Here is a 15,173-nt window from a genome sequence, read left to right as displayed (position 1 = left end):
AGCCTTGGGTACCAAAGGCGGCTTGCCTTGACGACCTCCTGCCCTTCGACGAGTACGGTGAACTCGCCGATCCCTCCGGCAAGCGTCGCCACGTCGGCCTCGCATTCGCTTCTCAGCCTGGCGGCCAGACTGGCCGCCATTCCACGCTTGATCGGTCAAACGAAGCAGTAGCGGATTTCAACCTTCACGTTCCGTCTCCTCTTGTCGCGTTCCCCGCGATATCACGGCCGATACTCTCCGGTTCTTCGAGCTCTTCGAGGCAGCTTGTCAGCTCCGCGCGATACCTTCCGAACATGCGCCGGGCGTAGGCGCGGCCGCTGCGCCAGGCCCAGCCCGCGAAGGCAGCCCCGGCGATCAGGACGCCCGCGGTGAGCCAGCTCGCCGGGTGGTGCCAGAGCAGAAATCCCGCCGCGGAGGCGATCCCCACGGCCACGCAAATCATGTAGGTTGCGAAATAGAAGCGCGAAGTCGAATCGATGGCGGCGACCAGCGCCGCGAGCGATTCCCGGAGACTGCCGCTCGCGGTCAGCGTCCTGAGCCGGTATTCCTTATAGGCGAGGACGCCCAGGATCGGAGCCAGGGTCGCCAGGACGCCGATGCTTGCGAGGATGGTTCGTGACGTGGACCTTCCGCCCAGTGAAAGCATGAGCACCGGGATCACGGCCAGGGCCAGATAGTTGTAGCTTTCGGCCCTTACCCTCCGGATCGTCCTCTGCCGGATGTCGGCCGTGCGCGATTGAATCATCGACCGGACCTCCTCGCCGCCGATGCGGGTCGCTCCCTGCGGGACAGCGGCTTTCCATACCTGCTTCAGGACATCCAGATCCGTCACTGCATCTCCCTGGCGAAGCCCTGGAGCCTGGCCTTGATGCGGTTCAACCTGACCCCGACATGGTTCTCGGAGATACCAAGGATGCTTGCGATCTCCTTGTAGCTCAGTTCCTCGAGATAGAGGAGAACCAGGGCACGGTCGACTTGATTCAGCCTCTGGATCAATCCGTACAGGAGATCGACCTGTCGGGAGTCGCCGCCCGACGCCGGCGCCATCGGCTCCTGCGCCGCCTCGAGTGCTGTCGGCGTCCGGGTCCTCGTCCTCCTTCGCAACGCGCTGATGGCCGTATTCAGCGCCACGGAATAGACCCAGGTCCCGGGTGAAGATTCACCCCGGAAGGTCGGATAGCTCTTCCAGAGCTGGTAGACCATTTCCTGGAACAGATCCTCACGGTCCTCCGGAGAGTCGGCGTAGGCTCTGCACACCCGACGGAGGATGAGCTGACAGCCGTTCAAGAACTCCAGGAATTCCTGATCCAGGCTCTCCGGCTTCATGCGCCTCCTGTCGATCAGGTTAGTCGCCGTGGGGAGTGGAAACTTACATCACCTCCCGATCTTTCCAGCCTGCCGGGACGAAAAGAGAAGTGCGATTACTCGGGGCGAAACGATGATGGGCTGGGGATCACAGCGCCTGGCGCTCTCCTTCGTCGGCCACCGAGAATCCGGCCCGGGTGATGCGCCGGCGGGCGTCGCCGCGAGGATCGAGGGCAGGGTTGGAATGATTGAGGTGGAGGAAGCGCACCTTGGCCCGCTCCTTTTCTGCAAGGCCGGCGAGGCGCGCCATCGTCTCGACGATGAAGGGGTGCGGAATCTCCGACATGTTCCTCCCCGGCAGCTCTCCCTCCGCGTAGAAGGTGCCGTCGACATAGGCCACGTCCACCGAGGCCAGCGCCTTTTCCAGCGGCGTGCCCCACTTCTCCCATTTGTCGATGTCGGGAATATAGAGGACGGAACGCGCCGGCCCGCGGATGCGGTAACCCACCGTCTCGCTGTACTCGTCGCGGTGCGGGACCGGAAGCGGCGTCACGGTCAGCTTCCCGGAGAGCATGACTTCCCTTCCAGCTTCCAGGGGCCTGATGTCGATGTTCTTCAGCTTGACCAGCTGGTCCCACGGGCCCGAGGTCTCGAGATAGCGCCGCATCCTGGGCATCGCATAGACCGGGACGCTGTTCGTCCCCATTACTTCGCGCCCGAGCTGCATCAGGCCGGTGTAATGGCCGACGTGGGCGTGGGTCAGAAAGATCCCGTCCAGGGCGGGACTCGATTCGGACGGAGCCAGCTCATCCAGAATCCGGAGCTGCTCCCGGAAATCAGGCGTGGCATCGATGAGCCAGCGGCGCTGCGTGCCCGGCTCGACGATGGCCAGGGAAGCGACATGCCGCCTCCGAGCCGGATCCCGCCATGCCGGCGCGCAGCACCTCTGCCGGCACCCGGCCTGCGGATACCCCCCATCCTGCGCAATCCCCAGCACCACGACATATGGATTCTTGCTGGCTTCACCGCCAGGCTCAGAAGCCCCGAGGGGCAAGCAGGCCAGCACTGCCACCATCACTGCTGCCAGGATGAGCCAACGCAAGGTCATCCCCCACAAGTGTCGCGCAACAGAAATCGCGTTAGCACCGAGGCGGCCGAGCCGCCCGGATCGCAAGGCACGTCGAAGCGCCGCGTACCCATGCGGTACGCAAGCGAGACGCAACGCCGCGAGCCGGGATGGATCGGCAGCCGAATGCAACGCGATTTCCGGCGCGCGACACTAGAAGGCTTGCCCAATCGAGAAGTTCCACTCGCCCGGTGATTCGTCGTCCTCCCGGTCGAGCTTCCAGCCATACTCCAGGCGGAACGGGCCGATCGGCGTATCGATCCGTATCCCCGTGCCCGCCACCCATCGCATCCTCAGCGGGAACAGCTCCGAGACGCTGCTGGCCAGGTTGCCCGCATCGACGAAGACCACGCCGCGCAGGAACCGCCAGATCGGGAAGCGGTACTCCTCGTTCACGATGAACAGTCCTTCGCCGCCCAGCGGCTCGCCGGTGACCGGGTCCTTCGGCCCCAGCTCGTCGCGCTCGAAACCACGCACCGTCGTGTCGCCGCCCGCGAAGAAGCGCTCCGAGATCGGCACCAGGTCGGTGGGCCGGTACGGGAATTCCATGCCAATCCGCAGCGCCTGTGCCCAGACCGCGGTATCGGCCACCTTGTGGAACCAGGTCCCGAGTCCATAGAAACGGACGTAGTTCACGTCGGAGCCGAGAGAGTTGTCGAAGACGCTCACGTCGAAGCTGTCGAAGGTCCCTTTGTGCGGGTTGAAGAAGTCGTCGCGCGAATCGTGCGTGTAGGAGAACGAGGGTCCCGACAGGCGCAGCGACTGCACCCCCGCCTCGGACGGCGTCACCTGGAGATCGGAGACGTCGACGTCCTTGATGGTGTAGCGGTAATAGGTCCTGTCCTGCTTCGTGTGCTTGCGCATGAGCTGCAGCGTCGTCCCGAGGGTCTCCTCGGTGAAGCTCTCTCTTTCCTGGCGGGCCCAGTAGCCGGTCAGCAGGCTTTCCAGCTTGCGATTGAACAGGAAGGGGTCCTTCAGCAGCACCTGCGCCCGGCTGTCGATGGCGCTTCCCCTCAGGATCACCGAGAAGGTGCGGCCGCGGCCGAACAGGTTGGTGTTGGTGATGTCGTAGAGCCCACGGATTCCTTCCTGGGAATCGTATCCGGCCCCGACCGACTGGATCAGGTTGTCGGACTCGGAAACCTTGACGCGCACCACCGGATGCTCCGGGTCGGGTCCGGCCTCTTCCGTCAGCTCGACCGTCTGGAAGACCCCGAGCCGGTACAGGGCCCTCTGGCTTTGCAGCAGCTCCTCCTGACTGAGCGGATCGCCCGCCTGGAAGGTCATCTCTTTCTCCATCGTCTCCTTGCGGGTCAGGAGGTTCCCTTCGACCTTGATGTCCGAGACGTAGCGGCGCGTCCCCTCCTCCACCTTGTAGACCAGCTCCGCGGAATTCGGCCCTTCCAGGTCGTAGGCGATCTTCGCGTTGCGGAAGCCGGCCCGATCGTAAGCCAGACGGATCTGCTCGGCGCCGGTGCGCACCTTCGTCCGCAGGTAGGGGTCGCCCGGCTTCAGGGAAACGGCGCGCAGCAGGAAATCCTCGGTGAGCGCCGTGTTCCCCTCGACCTTGATGTCCTTGATCCGCACCGGCTCCCCCTCGGTGATCGCGAAGCGCAGCGTGGCCCGCGTCCCGTCATCGGTCACGACAATCTCCGGTGGCGGGACCTTGGCATCGGGGTAGCCGGCGAAGAGGTACTTGGCCCGCAGCCTCCCCGCGTCGACCTTTGCCTCATCCGGATCGACCGGATCGTGCTTTTCCGGTTTCGAGCGCAGAACTCTCAGCAGCTCTTCGGTCTCGAAGTTCTTATTTCCGGCGATCTCGACCCGATCGAGGATGGCCCTGGGCCCTTGGCTCGCCGTCAGGATCGTCTCCCGCTTCTCAGGCGTATCCACGGGGACATCGACCTTCACCTCCGCTTTCAGGTAGCCCTCCTTGCGCAGCAGGTCCCTGAGCTTCTCACCCGCCTCTTCCGGCGCATCTTCCGGGAAGACCGATTCCTTCCAGAAACCCATCAGCTTGCGACGGTATTTGCGGTCTTTGTCGGTCCCGTCCACCTCGAGGCTCACCTTGGGGCCGGGGTTTACCTTCAAGGTCAGGTCGACCAGGTCCGGCTGCCCTTCGATCTCGGTCTCGATCGCCTCGACCGTCGCCTGCCAGTAGCCGCGGTCGTGGTAGCTCTGCAGCACCCGGTCCTCGCCGGCGTGCATCTTGACGCGATCGGCGACGTCGCCCGCCTCCAGGCGGAACTGCCGCTTCAGCCGCCACCACCCCTTCAGCTCCGGGTCCCCTTCGACGGTGAAGGTCCTGATCCTGCGGGGCTCCTTCTTGTTGCGCTCCGAGGCGCCGGGGCCGGTCTTCATGCGCCAGACGTAGCGCAGGTCGCCGGCGATGGCGCCGTCGCTGTCGCGCGTCGAGGTGAACTTGAAGTCGCGCCCCAGCTTGTAATCGAGCTGGTAGATCTCTTCCGACGAGGAGCCCAGAAGCGTCGAGTAGGCGGCCGAGAGGTTCTCGGTCACCTGCTTGCCGACGCGGATGCGCGAAGCCGGGTCCCCCTCCCGCCCCATGACCATCGGGTCGATGCTCAGCTCGTCCAGTCCTGTCACCCCCTGAAGCGCCCCGCCCAGCCCCTGGGCCAGCCCGCCGGTGAGCGCCTTGGCGGCCGTCTCTTCGAGCGCCCCCTGGCTGGCGGCGGTCGAGCCCTGTTGCAGGGTGCTGCCCGTCACCAGCAACGCCAGGATGTCCTGCTGGCTCAACGACGGATTGGAGGTGAGCTGGTATTCCAGGTGCTCCAGGGACCCGTCCAACGTCAGGTAGATGTCGTAGTCCTGCACCCGCGTGGTGGCGGCGATGTCGAAATAGGGATTGAAGCGGTCGATATCCACCAAGTCGATGTTGCCGCGCGTCACCTCGTACTCCACCTGCCTGAACTTGACGATGCTCCCTTCGAAAGCACTCACGCGGCCCGTCACCTCCGGCGCACCGACCGTCCCGCCGACGTGCAGGTTCGCGTGTCCTTCCATTCGGGCCAGGTCGTTGACGATCCAGAGCCCCCGCTCGGCCCGGATACCCAGGTCGAGCGCGATCGCGGAGAAAGCACCGCCTCCCAGCCCCTCCTCGTCCACGGGCGGTAGAACATCCTGGCCGCCGGCGAGCGAAAAGAGGCTCCGCTCGATCTGGAAATCCTTCGAATAAACTCCTCGGACGAGCTGGATGTCGCCTCCCAGCCTTCCTCCCGCCTGGCCGTAATCGAGGGCCAGCTGCATGTCATAGCGGCCCCGAAAGCCGTCGGGGTACTCGAGCTTCACGTCCCGTCCTTTCAGAGTGAGCTGCATCGAATCGAGGACGATACCCCGCAGCTTTCCTCCCCCTTCCAGCTCGACCGTCCCGCCGCCGGCCAGGAACCGCACGTCCTCCAGGTGGAAGAGGTTGTGCTGGTCGAGGACCACCTTCCCATCGAGCTCGGTGATCGCCAGAGGCAGCCCCGCACCGCGCAGCTTGCCGCCGCTGACGCTGGCCCATCCGGTCAGCAGGCTGGCCTCCGGGGTCATGTCGAAGGAGGCCTGGATCGTGCCATCACCCCCTGCCTGCAGCCCCGGGAAGAAGGAAGCCAGCGCGGCAAGCGCCACCGTGCCGTCGGCACTGAAGTGGTAGGTCCCCAGCTCCGGCTCGGCCACCCCGACCAGCTTGATGTCGCTTCCCGATCCGGCCAGGCGCACCGGCGTCAGCTCCAGCCTGGGGGAGCTCCAGCGGAAGAAGGTCGGCACCTGCGAATCGAGGAGGATCGAGCCGAAGCGCGCCCGGATCTTCACCAGGTTGCCGGAGGCGTCGAAGCGCGCAGGACCTTTGAGAAACCCTTCCACCCGCACCCCGCCGCTGAGCGTCAGATCCGAGTCGCTTACCAGGACTTCCTCACCCAAATGGGTGAGCGGCAGGACGAAATCTTCCAGCAGGAGATCCCCGTCGAAGCTCATGCGCTTGTCCCAGAGGATCCGGCCGGTGAAGTTCATCCCCTTCACCTCAGGGACGACCGTCAAAGCACCCATCGCCGGATCCGCGGTGAAGCGCGCCTCGACCGCCCCCGTCTCGATGCCGCGGACGAAGACCCCGGGGGTGCTTGCCACGGCCGCCAGCTCCCAGCGCGCCATGGTCCCTTTGAGCGTGGCGTGAGCCTGCACCGGTCCGGAGATTTCCACCGGGACCAGTCCGGCCTCGTAGATCCAGCGCAGGTCCAGATCCTTCCCCTCCGCCTGGAGATCGAGCGGTCCGCCGTCCAGGCCGATCGACCCCTGGGCGCTGAGCACTCCGTCCCCGCGGAGGACCCGGAGCTCGGCCAGCTCGATCGCCTCGCCCTTCAGGACGAGACGGCCTTCGGCGCGGTTGAACGGAATGCTGGCGAGCATCGGCTCATCCATCCTCCAGGTGACCTCGCCCTCCGGATGTGAGACGGTGCCAGCCACATCCCCCTCAGCGGTGACGTTGCCTGCCACCGGGTAGTCCAGGCCTGCCCATTGCTGGATCCAATCCGAGGGGAGATTTCCTACCGAGCCCATCACCCGGATCGCTCCGCCGCTGCGCCAGCTTCCCGATAGATTTGCGGTCACGATCCCTTCCGAGAGCACCAGCTCCTCCCAGGCCACCGAGTCGGCATCGGCCTCGATCCGGGTCGTAAGTTGTCCCAGGGAGACGCTTTGAAAGAAGAGGGGCCCTGCGCTGACGCTCCCGGAAAAATGGGGCGCGGTCCCCTGCCATCGCACCTCTCCCTGGTAGGCCGCTCGCGCTTCGGGCGATTCGCGCACGATCGACTGGGCCGGCGCGCGCAGAGCGTCCGGGACCTTTTCCAAGAGGAAGGAGAGACGCTCCAGCTTTGACGCTTCCAGGTCGAGGGAGCCTGCCCCGGCACCCTTCCCATTAACAGGTAGGGTTCCGCGATAGGTCGCCTTGAGGGTGGGCGTCGTAGCCACCGCCGGCTGCAGGTATAGGAGGCCATGGCTTACCTTGAATCGGGAGGTCCCCCGGACTGGCTCGCGCCCTCCGGCCTGAAGAGTGCCCACCAGCGAGACCTCCCCCTCCGCCTCGAGGCTCGCCGGGTCCAGCTCCTGGAGCCGGTAGGTGCCGCGATGCCGGACGCGGCCCGTAACCGGAATCCATTCCTGCCCAGTCCAGGCCAGGACCTTCGATACGGAGGCTTCCTCGACCTCGATAGTCGCCGAGAGGTCGGGGAGCTTTTCCGGCTCGTTCCATACCAGCTCGGTCTCGCCTGCGACATGGCCGCCGTCGAAGACCTCCGCCTGCACCTGGCTCAGCTCCAGGCGATCGGGAGCGTACTCGGCGGCGCTCGTGACCTTGCTGAGCGTGAGGCCCGCGTAGGTCAGGCTGCCGGAGGTCAGGGTCCCTCGCAGGTAGGGGCCATCCTCCTTGAGCAGGCCGCGGGCCTGGATGTGCGCGTCGCCGCTCAGATCGCGCAGGACGGGCCGGGGCGTCGCGCGGGGCTCGAGACTGCCCCGGACGTCGGCCGAGATCGCGGGCGTAGCGCCGCTGTAATCGAGCCCGATCGATCCGGTAGCGGCGAAGCCCCCCTCCAGGCTCGCATTCAAATCGGAAACCCGCACCTCCCTGCCGGCGATCCGGATTGCGCCCGCCAGCTTGCCGCTCAAGTCGTGCTCGTCGACCCGCATGTACAGGGTGGCCGGCTCCAGGCTTCCTTCCAGGGTGCTCGACAGGAAACCGGTCGAGGCGGCGCTGCCGTTGACCCCCTCGAGCCGCCCCGACAGGCCGCTCGGGTCATCCGTCACGCTCAATCCGCCGTTCTGCAGGCGGATCCTGCCGAAGCTGATCGGGAGGAAGGGCTGCGTGGAGGGCTCCCCGGGGGCCACGGGCGCGACGCCATGACGGCGGTAATCGAGATTCGGCTCCAGCAGATCCACCGACTCGATACGTCGCAGCCTGCCGCGATAGGCCGCATACGGGAGCAATAGATCCGCTTCCTTGCAGGCGAATTTCCACTCGACGCCACCCGCCTCGCGGGTCTCGATCCTGACATCCCTGAGAATGAGACGGGGCGGGAAGAGGCGTACCTCGAGCGAGCCGATCGTCACGGTCCCGCCGCTCAGGTCCGAGACGTACTCCAGGACCTTGGCGTGGACGTAGCGGCTGGGCCACGGTGTCAGGACGGCGAAAAGGATGGCCGCCGTGACGAGCAGCAGCAGGGTGTAGGCGATGCGGCGAAAGATTCGGGCTCGGGAGGCCACCTCGGCTCCGTCGGGCCCCCCGCGCGATGACAGGGGAGCTATCTGCCAGCGGTTGCGTAAGGTCTTGCGCGCGCGACGATTATAGTGGCCGCATCGCGGTGCTGCCAGGGCCCTGCTTCCGCCGCCGGACGAATTCCCGAGGAATGGATCGATTCAGGGCCTTGTGGTATAAGAGGCCGCTCATCGACAGGAAAGTTCGAGTTTCACGAGACTCCTTCGCGGAAAGACGCCGGCCCAAACCGTGGAGACGCGCGAACGGATCCCGCTGCAGAACCGGCTTCGCTATCCTGTCCTGGGGCTGGCGCTCCTGGCGCTGATCTGCCTCGTCCTGACCCACGGGTACGGTCTCCCCGCCCCGCCCTGGTTCCAATCCGCCCAGACGATCCTCCTGAACACGCTGACGATCCTCTTCCTGGCCGACATGGCGCTGAACCTTGTCTTCGAGCCCGATCGAGGTCCCTGGCTCAAGAGCCACATCCCCGATCTGATCCTGGCTCCGGGCGCCTTCTACTTCCTGTTCCACGGGCAGGCGGCGATGAGCGGCGGCCTGGTCATTGCACGGGAAGTGTTCGTCGTCTACCGTCTGGTGTCGAGGACCCGCTGGTTCCAGCAGCTGCCGCTGGCGCTGCAGCTGCGCCCGACCCAGCAGCTGGGGCTGAGCTTCCTGGGACTCATCGTGGCGGGGGCCTTCCTCCTGACCATTCCGGCCGCGACGCGCGACGGGCATGGAGCCGCGCCGATCGACGCCTTGTTCACCGCCACCTCCGCGGTCTGCGTCACGGGGCTGGCCGTGCTGGACACCGGCAGCACCTACACTCTGTTCGGCAAGTCGGTGATCCTGGCGCTGATCCAGGTCGGCGGCCTGGGGATCATGACGCTGTCCACCTCGATCGCCCTCATCTTCCAGCGCAAGCTCGGACTGCGGACGCGGGCGATGATGGAGCTGCTGGTGGAAGGGCCGTCGCTGCAGCACATGACCTCGGTGGTCTTCAACATCGTGCGGGCGGCCCTGCTGATCGAAGCGGCCGGCGCCGTCCTGCTCTACCTGCGCTGGCGGAAGGATTTCGTCTCCGAGACGGAAGCGATCTTCGCGAGCATCTTCCATGCCGTCGCCGCCTTCTGCAACGCCGGCTTCTCGCTGCTCCCCGACAGCCTGGAAGGATATCGCGGCAGCGTGACCATCAACCTGATCCTGATTCCGCTCATGGTGATGGGAGGGTTGGGGTTCACCGTGCTGGCCGCTTTCTTCAACGCCGGGACGCTCCGCCTGCGCTGGAAAGAGCGCCGTCGGGCTACCGTCCACGCCCGGCTGGCGCTCACCGCCACGCTGATCCTTCTGGTGGCGGGGGCGCTGTTCATCTTCTTCTTCGAGTTCGACGGGGCGCTCGCCACGCTGAGCCTCAAGGAGAAGGTGCTTGCTTCCACCTTCCAGTCCGCATCGCTGCGGACCGCGGGCCTGCGCACTCTGGATCCCGCGATGTTCCAGAACGTGACGATCTGGCTGATGGTCCTCTGGATGTTCATCGGTGGCTGCCCCTCTTCCGCGGCGGGGGGAATCAAGGTGACCACCGCCGCCATTCTCGTGCTGGCGGTGCGCTCCATGCTCCTGGGGCGCGACGACGTGGAGGTCTTCGGCCGGAGGATCCCGAAGGAAGCGGTGTACAAGTCGATAGCCATCACCACCATCTCCCTGCTCGCCGTGACGGTGGGCTTCGCGCTCCTGCTGGTCAGCGAGGGCGGCTCGTTCGTGGGACTGCTGTTCGAGACCGTCTCGGCGTTCGCCAACGTGGGGCTCTCGTTGGGAGTGACGCCGACCCTGACCGGAGCCGGCAAGCTGATCCTCATCCTGCTGATGGTGGCCGGGAGGCTCGGACCGCTCGCCCTGGCCCTCGCCGTGGGCGAGAAGACGCGCCGGGCCTCGTTCCGCCTCCCCGAGGCCAGGATCCTCGTCGGATGAGCCACCGGGAGACCGCATGAAGCAGTTCGCCGTGATCGGGCTGGGAAAGTTCGGCACCAAGATCGCCCTCACGCTGGCCGACAAGGGGGGACAGGTCCTGGTGGTCGACGAGGACATCCGCAAGGTCGAGGAGATCAAGGACCAGGTGGCGCAGGCGGTCTGCCTCGATTCGACCGACGAGGACGCCATGCGCGCCGCCGGGCTGGAGGACGTGGATGCGGCCATCGTGAGCACCGGGGGCAACCTGGAGCACTCGATCCTGACCACCGCGATCCTGAAGCGCCTCGGGGTGCCCCACATCGTGGCGCGCGCCGCCTCGGCGTTGCACGCCCAGATCCTGGAGCGCGTCGGCGCCACCCGGGTCATCAACGTGGAGGAGCAGATGGGCGAGCAGGTGGCGCGCAGCATCATCGCTCCCGCCATCCAGGAGCAGTTCGCCCTGGCCACGGGCCACAGCCTGGCGGAAGTGGTGCCGCGCCCCGAGTTCATCGGGCAGACGATCGGCAAGCTCAACTTCCGGCAGGCGTATGGAGTGAACATCATCGCCATCCAGAAGCGCATCCCCTTCGTGACTCCGGAGGGGAAGAATGCCTACCAGATCCAGATCAACGACCTTCCGAAGCCCACCGACGTCCTGGAGGAGGACGACGTGCTCGTGGTGGTGGGGAGCGACGAGAATATCGAGCGGCTGGCGCGCGGCGAGGCTTCCTAGACAGCACTCATTCGCGGGGAATTCATCCAGGGGGGACGAATGGGCATCACCGGAGAGACGGGAGGCGAGTTCATCCAGACGTTCCAGGCGCTCGCCGAGAACGCGAGCGCCGCGGCGGCCATGCTGGTCCGGGTGACCGAGGAGCCGATCAGCGGCCAGACCGCGTCGCGCCCGCGCTCGGCCGGGCTGGCGCTACCGGCCCAGGAGCGGAGCGGGCATCCCGCCGCCACGGGCCTGGATCTGGTGCACGACTGGGATCTTCGCCAGCTCGTCGCCACCATCGACGGCATCATCGACCAGGCGCACGGCATCGCCGACAAGGCGATCTTTTTCGGATTGCAGGATCGAGTTCACGGGGCCTCCGAGCTGGCCCAAATTCTCCGGCAGCAGACCCTCGAGATTCAGACCGCCATCCGGGCGATCGGCCAGAGCCAGCGCGTGCGCGAGCTGTGCGTCGCCGTCCACCGGCTGGAGGTCGAAGCCGACCGGGTCTTCCAGGAGGCGATGCGCCGGCTCTTCCGCCAGGAGCCCGATCCGATCCGGCTCCTCAAGGCCCGCGAAATCCTGGAGTCGATCCACCGCGCCACCGACGCCTGCGAGGATGCCGCGCAGATCCTGGAGACCCTCGCCCTGAGGTGACCGCCTCGGCTTCGCCGGGAGGAGACCCATCGTCGCGCCGCGCGGTCCCAGCAGCTTTCTGAAGATCCCGGTACGGACCCGGGAGATCGAGCGCCGCCTTTCGCTGCGGAGCAAGGTCTCCCTCGCCATCCTCTTCTCCTTCCTCGTTCTCATGCCGGTCACCGGGCTCTCCCTGTTCTACCTCAACGGCATTCTCGACGACGTCCAGTCGATCACCGAGATCGACGCCCAGATCGTCGAGACCACGCGCTCGATCGCGGCGCGCCTCGACGAGGTGGCCGAGAACGAGGTGGCCTACGTGCTGCTGCGGGACGAGAGCTACCTGGAGCAGAGCCGCCGCGCCATGGACGAGATCGCGCAGACGCCGCTGGAGGGGCTGCCGCACCTCGGAGGCCAGGACACCGGCTACGGCGCGGTGCGCGACCTGGCGGCCGAGTACAACCTGACTCTCACCCGCCTGGCCGATCTCTACGCCGGCCCTGCCGCCGGGCCGGAAGCAATCCCGGAGCTGGAGCAGAACCTGGCGCGCATCGCGGACCGGCTGCGCGCCCTCAAGGAGCGCTCCGTGAGCGAGCGCGACCCGCAGGCCCGCCGCCACGTGCTCGAGCTGATGCGCCACACTACTACTTCGCTGGCGGAGACGCTCGTCGAGACGGCCCAGGAGCGCGATCCCGATCGGGCCCGCATCCTCCAGGACCTGATCCGGATCCGCGAGCGCATCGGAGCCATCGCGCATGACATCGAGGAGCGGGCGGCGGCGCACGTCGAAGAGCACCGCGGCCACGTCGACGTCCTGAGCAACCGGGCGCGCCGCAACCTCCTCACGACGATCCTCCTGACCGGGATCGTCTGCATCTCGCTCGTCCTGTATCTGCCCTCGCGCGTCGTCCGCTCGCTCCGGCGCATCACCCACGTGCTGCAGCAGGCGGAGCGCGGCGACCTGGACGTCGCGACGCTGGAGACCGGGCGCGACGAGGTCGGCAGCCTGGCGGTACACCTGAACCGGGTCCTGCGCCATCTCCGCACCTTCGACGAGCTGAAGAGCGAGCGGATGCTCCGCGCCGAGCAGCGTCTCGAGACCCTGGTGGAAAACCTGGAGACCGGCATCGTCCTGGTGGATGATCAGATGCATCCCAGCTTCGTGAGCGACCAGGCGCGCGATCTGCTCGGGTCCCCGCCCGAAGGGGCCGATGACGCCCGCATCGCCGGCCTCCTGGTGGAGGAAGACTTCTCGGAGCTGCTGAAGGCGGCTCTGTCCGCCCAGGCGCGCCAGGATCCACGGGTCGTCGACCTCGATATGGGAGGATCGGAGACCCGGCGCCTGAGAATCTGGGCCGATCCGATCCTTACCGCCACCGGCGAGGTGCGCGAAATCCTTCTCCTGGTGCGCGGCACGGGGAAATAGCAGGCTCTTCTCGACCCCATGATGACCTCACTCTCCGCCGGGCAGCGGTCTGATTCGACAATTGGGCTGCGCCCTTCGGCGGCCATCTCTTAAGTCCATCCCAGCAAGAAAGATGTATTCCGGGCCGTGCGGATTCGACGGTCTACGCGTTATTACAGATCAGAGCATGTATCTCCGGATTCGCGAAGGCTTTGCGGCCGGGACGGGCGACCTGCGGATCGCTACTCCCGGGAGCGTCGCGATCCGTCCACGAGGTTGCGGCCGGAAGGCCGTTCGAAAGGAGAAGCAATGTCCAGGAAGGCACTGTGCGTGGGAATCAACAACTACCCGGGGACGGCGAACGACCTGTCCGGCTGCGTCAACGACGCCAAGGACTGGGCGGCCGCCCTCAAGACACGCGGGTATGACATCACCATGCTGCTGGACGACAAGGCGACGCGGGCCAATATGGTGTCGGAGCTGACCAAGCTGGTAACCGGCGGTGCCAAGGGCGATTCCCTCGTCTTCACCTACTCCGGCCATGGCTCATGGATTCCGGACGACGACGGCGATGATGCCGACGGACGCGATGAGATGCTCTGCCCATACGACATCAGCCAGAACCACTACCTGCTGGACGATGATCTGGCCGATATCTTCGCGAAGAAGGCCGACGGCGTGCGCCTCCACTTCATCTCGGATTCCTGCCATTCCGGGACGGTGTCGAGGTTTGCTCCCTTGGGACCGGAATTCGCGAACCAGCCGAAGGCAAGATTCCTGCCACCGGAGACCTTCCTGAAGTCGAAGGACGAGATCCACGCTGCGCGCCGGGTCGCCCTGATCGGCCACTCTACCCGGCAGAAATACCCGGCTCTGCTGGCGGCGGCCTGCCAGGATGTGCAGTTCAGCTACGACGCCAACTTCGGCGGCCGTCCCAATGGTGCCTTCACCTACTGGGCGCTCAAGGAGCTGGACAAGAAGCCCGAGACACCGATGCAGTGGATGCATGGTATCCGCACCCACCTGCCGACCGGGGTCTATCCGCAAAACCCGCGGCTCTACGGATCCACCGCCGTCAAGCGCGGCCCGATGTTCTGAAGGCCTCACCAGGGAGGGGAAGATGCGGGAAATCAGGTCGCTCGGATTGGGCAAGGCCGCGCCGTACCGCACCCTCGACGTCTGCCAGGACGACGTCGACTCGCGCGATCACCGTTACATCCCCTCCCTGGCACTGCTCCCCGAATATGTGGACCCGAGAGTGGACCGCGGGCGCATCATCCTCGACCAGAAGACGGAAGGGGCCTGCGTCGGCTTCGCGCTGGCCGCCGTCATCAACGCCAGCTTGTCCCGGCGCACCCGCGATTGCGCCCCGCTGGCGGCAGCGAAGGATGGCATCCCCCAGCGCCGGAATCGTGGCGCGAAACCCGGATCGCCGAAGTCGCCGGTATTCCGGCCCAGGCCGGAAATGCTGGCCAGTCCGCGCATGCTGTACGAGATGGCCCGGCGTTACGACGACCTGCCGGGCGAGTCGTACGAAGGATCCACCCTGCGCGCCGCCATGAAGGGGTGGCACCACCACGGCGTCTGCTCGGAGAAGATCTGGCCTTACGAGAAGGGAGAGCCGGGGCATCTCGACGAGGATCGGGCCCGCGAAGCCAGGAGCCGGCCGCTCGGCGCCTATTGCCGCATCGCCGATGACGACGTGTCACACCTGCAGGCGGCAATCGTGGAAGCTGACGCGGTGCTGGCTTCGGCCTGGGTCCATTCCGGGTGGGGGCAGGACCGGCTCGGCGCGAACGGC

General features: G+C 66.2%; 10 protein-coding genes. 6 read left to right on the top strand and 4 right to left on the bottom strand.

Annotation, left to right across the window (positions count from 1 at the left end; translation table 11 throughout):
* Positions 1-184 precede the first annotated feature (184 nt).
* From VFW45_04630 to bamA, 4 genes are all read right to left on the bottom strand, one after another.
* Positions 185-832 (bottom strand): hypothetical protein, encoded by a 648-nt coding sequence (locus VFW45_04630; GenBank protein ID HEU5180051.1) that lies wholly within the window; start codon positions 830-832, stop codon positions 185-187.
* Positions 829-1,326, bottom strand: a complete 498-nt coding sequence (locus VFW45_04625) for a sigma-70 family RNA polymerase sigma factor (protein HEU5180050.1) — start codon at positions 1,324-1,326, stop codon at positions 829-831. The genes VFW45_04630 and VFW45_04625 overlap by 4 nt, the downstream gene beginning before the upstream one ends.
* Positions 1,327-1,453: 127 nt before the next feature.
* Positions 1,454-2,413 carry an MBL fold metallo-hydrolase gene (locus VFW45_04620; GenBank protein HEU5180049.1) on the bottom strand — a complete coding sequence of 320 codons (960 nt, stop codon included), beginning with the start codon at positions 2,411-2,413 and terminating at the stop codon, positions 1,454-1,456.
* A gap of 171 nt (positions 2,414-2,584) precedes the next feature.
* The gene (gene bamA, locus VFW45_04615; protein ID HEU5180048.1) at positions 2,585-8,680 is read right to left on the bottom strand and encodes an outer membrane protein assembly factor BamA; all 6,096 of its coding nucleotides are present in this window, start codon (positions 8,678-8,680) and stop codon (positions 2,585-2,587) included.
* Between the two features lie 241 nt (positions 8,681-8,921).
* On the opposite strand from bamA, the gene VFW45_04610 reads away from it, so the two are divergent.
* The 6 genes from VFW45_04610 to VFW45_04585 all read left to right on the top strand — a co-directional run.
* Positions 8,922-10,637, top strand: coding sequence for a potassium transporter TrkG (locus VFW45_04610; GenBank protein HEU5180047.1), 1,716 nt, complete (start codon positions 8,922-8,924; stop codon positions 10,635-10,637).
* A 16-nt stretch (positions 10,638-10,653) separates the two neighbouring features.
* Positions 10,654-11,349, top strand: coding sequence for a TrkA family potassium uptake protein (locus VFW45_04605; GenBank protein HEU5180046.1), 696 nt, complete (start codon positions 10,654-10,656; stop codon positions 11,347-11,349).
* A gap of 39 nt (positions 11,350-11,388) precedes the next feature.
* Positions 11,389-11,988 (top strand): DUF47 family protein, encoded by a 600-nt coding sequence (locus tag VFW45_04600; GenBank protein ID HEU5180045.1) that lies wholly within the window; start codon positions 11,389-11,391, stop codon positions 11,986-11,988.
* Between the two features lie 151 nt (positions 11,989-12,139).
* Positions 12,140-13,393 (top strand): HAMP domain-containing protein, encoded by a 1,254-nt coding sequence (locus tag VFW45_04595; protein HEU5180044.1) that lies wholly within the window; start codon positions 12,140-12,142, stop codon positions 13,391-13,393.
* A gap of 288 nt (positions 13,394-13,681) precedes the next feature.
* On the top strand, positions 13,682-14,470 hold the full coding sequence (locus tag VFW45_04590) for a caspase family protein (GenBank protein ID HEU5180043.1): 789 nt from the start codon (positions 13,682-13,684) through the stop codon (positions 14,468-14,470).
* 22 nt (positions 14,471-14,492) lie between these two features.
* A partial coding sequence (locus tag VFW45_04585) for a hypothetical protein (protein ID HEU5180042.1) occupies positions 14,493-15,173 on the top strand: 681 nt, incomplete at its 3' end.

The organism is Candidatus Polarisedimenticolia bacterium, from assembly GCA_035764505.1.
GTDB lineage: Bacteria > Acidobacteriota > Polarisedimenticolia > Gp22-AA2 > AA152 > AA152.
Note: the sequence above shows the minus strand (reverse complement) of the source record. Positions and strands in the feature narration are given on the sequence as shown.

Bases quoted from the DNA above. Each gene is read 5' to 3' on its own strand.
- VFW45_04625 (HEU5180050.1), bottom strand. From the start codon at position 1,326: ATGAAGCCGGAGAGCCTGGATCAGGAATTCCTGGAGTTCTTGAACGGC.
- VFW45_04620 (HEU5180049.1), bottom strand. From the start codon at position 2,413: ATGACCTTGCGTTGGCTCATCCTGGCAGCAGTGATGGTGGCAGTGCTG.
- VFW45_04605 (HEU5180046.1), top strand. From the start codon at position 10,654: ATGAAGCAGTTCGCCGTGATCGGGCTGGGAAAGTTCGGCACCAAGATC.
- VFW45_04600 (HEU5180045.1), top strand. From the start codon at position 11,389: ATGGGCATCACCGGAGAGACGGGAGGCGAGTTCATCCAGACGTTCCAG.
- VFW45_04595 (HEU5180044.1), top strand. From the start codon at position 12,140: ATGCCGGTCACCGGGCTCTCCCTGTTCTACCTCAACGGCATTCTCGAC.
- VFW45_04590 (HEU5180043.1), top strand. From the start codon at position 13,682: ATGTCCAGGAAGGCACTGTGCGTGGGAATCAACAACTACCCGGGGACG.